General features: G+C 35.9%; 2 protein-coding genes. Both read right to left on the reverse strand.

What is annotated here, in order from left to right; all coding sequences use genetic code 11:
- Positions 1-65 precede the first annotated feature (65 nt).
- Entirely contained in the window at positions 66-785 is a 720-nt protein-coding gene (gene istB / locus QGM71_RS21645) for an IS21-like element helper ATPase IstB (RefSeq protein WP_327609629.1), read from the reverse strand.
- Positions 786-2,285, reverse strand: a complete 1,500-nt coding sequence (gene istA, locus QGM71_RS21650) for an IS21 family transposase (RefSeq protein WP_327609630.1) — start codon at positions 2,283-2,285, stop codon at positions 786-788.
- Positions 2,286-2,437 lie beyond the last annotated feature (152 nt).

The following is a 2,437-nucleotide window of genomic DNA, read 5'->3' on the forward strand; positions in this document are numbered from 1 at the left end:
TGTATTTGGCAAGTAAAAAATGTATGAAATGGCATTTAAAATTGTATGCCACTTGCCAGCCCCGATTATCCATGTAATAAAGATTCTTTGTAACGAAAACTGTCTCCTGTAAAAAGCAGTAAATGCGAATGGTGAATCAATCGATCAATGACCGCCTCGGTTAGTATAGGGTCTCCAAAGACATGATTCCATTGGCCGAACTGTAGGTTAGTTGTTATAATTATACTTTTATTTTCGTAACACATAGAGATAACCTGAAATAAAAGTTCTGCACCTTCTTTATGAAGTGGAATATATCCCAGTTCGTCTAATACCAATAAATCCAGTTTTTCAATTTGTTTCATTATCTTTGCTAAAGATCCTTGCTGGTTTGCTTCAATTAACTTATTCACTAAAGATGCCACGGTATAAAACTTAACCCGGCTGCCAAACCTATGTATGGCATTTAAGCTGATTAATGTCGCCAAATAAGTTTTACCAGTACCGACTCCACCATATAAAATAAGATTCTCTTTCTCGGTAATAAAGTCTCCATCAAGGACTGTTGTTCTACTGATTCCTTGAGGAATCTGAATATGCTCCCATTGATAGGGTTGATTACCTATTTTGGGAAGTTGCGCTTGGCTAAGTAATAAATTTACTTTCCGTTCTTCCCGATTCTGCACTTCCTTCTCAAATAATTTGAGAAGGTATTCGTGATTATTGCTTGCTTCAACCTCATGATAGTTCTCTCTTATCCAACTTAATTTTAAGCGTTTGGCATATGCTTCTATCTGTTCATTCACCTAATAACCATCCTCCTTCTGAAAGAAAGAATCATAATGAGACAGTCCTCTAGTTATCTCTGGCACCTTGGGTATTGACATATTTGGCATAATTGTTGTGTGAGGAGTATCTTGATTAAGTAATGTGTAAAAGCAATGTTTTATTTGTTCAACACTAGGGTGTCCGTGCATAGAAGCTACTTGTAAAGCTTCATTTAATAATGAAAAATCCTCACTTTTTAGTAGCTCTCCTAATAAACGCAAAGCACTTTTTTGTTCTTCCTCGGTACAATCAATCAAATAGTCAGACCATATGGCTGGAAATTGGTCATATAAACTTGAATATTTAATGGCTCTCGGACGTTTTGACAATAGATCCAAGTAGGGTTGCCAAATCATTGATTTTCTTCTAATACCATATAATCGTGAATGCTTTACTATTACTTCATTATTATCATTTAAGATAAGCACTGTGTTGTATGTAATACAAACGCTCACCTTCTGTTTGGCGAATCTTGGAGAAGTAGAGTATTGCTTTTTATCTATTGTAACCATCCCATATTTGTCAGCTTTGATATCTTGATAACGGGCGCATTCAAACTCTTTTTCCGGAAGTACTAGCCAACTATCTTTTTCTTCTTCATAGAGTTTAGATTGAATAATATCTTTTTCATAATGTGGACGACTACGATCTTCCTCAGCCAATTTCCACAATGTTTTATTAAATTGGTCCAAGTCTAAAATTGTATTCTCAGGTAATAAGAAGTTATTCCTCACATATTTAACCATTGCCTCTACATGACCTTTTTCATTGCCCTTACCTGGATTACAGAATTCATATGAAAATCCATAGTGTAAAACAAATCTATCGAATGTATCGGTTAGATCACGTTCTCCTCTCGCACGTATCTTCTTTACGGCCGGTGATAAATTATCAAACCGAATTGTTTTAGGAACACCGCCCATATAATGAAACATTTGCTGTAAACCCTCTAGTAAACACTCCGTATTTTCCGAAGGAAACACTTGAAAGTAAAAACTATTACTGTAAGGGAAAGACATAACCAAATAAGGTAGTTCAATTACCTCCGATTGATATTTAAATGGTGCGGTTCCAAAATCAACTTGGGCGGTACCAGGGAATGATTCAAGTGGTAAAGCTGCATCCACTGTAGTTTCTTTTAATTCTTGTTTACGACGAGATACATAATCACGCACGGTTCGATAAGAACCTGTGAAACTATGAAACTTCTCCAGCTGTTGAAACATTCTCTTTGCCGTTCTATGATACTTTCTTTTCTTATTAAGATCCTCCTTAATCCACTTATCTAAGATTGGTTTAACGGGATCCATTACCGGTGATTTTCTCTTTTGTTTTTCTTTTCTTTTAAATTCTTCTTGATTGGCATATTTATTAACCGTACGTGGGTCAACACCCATCCTTCTGCCAACACTGGCATAAGTTTCTCCTTTTTCGTTTACCTCATGTCTGATATAATCAATCTGAGCCACTGCTAACATCTCCTAATATCCTCCTGTCGAACGTTGTTGGTCCAACGAGGAGTTTAAAGTTATTTGGAGGAGTTGGCAAGTGGTTTTTTAATTTATGTATGGCCCTACGGGCCATACATAAATTAAATGCCAATGTCTACATTATTAGTTTGCCATAAACA

Origin of the sequence: Virgibacillus tibetensis (genome assembly GCF_036026595.1) — a bacterium.
Taxonomy (GTDB): domain Bacteria; phylum Bacillota; class Bacilli; order Bacillales; family Amphibacillaceae; genus Virgibacillus_P; species Virgibacillus_P tibetensis.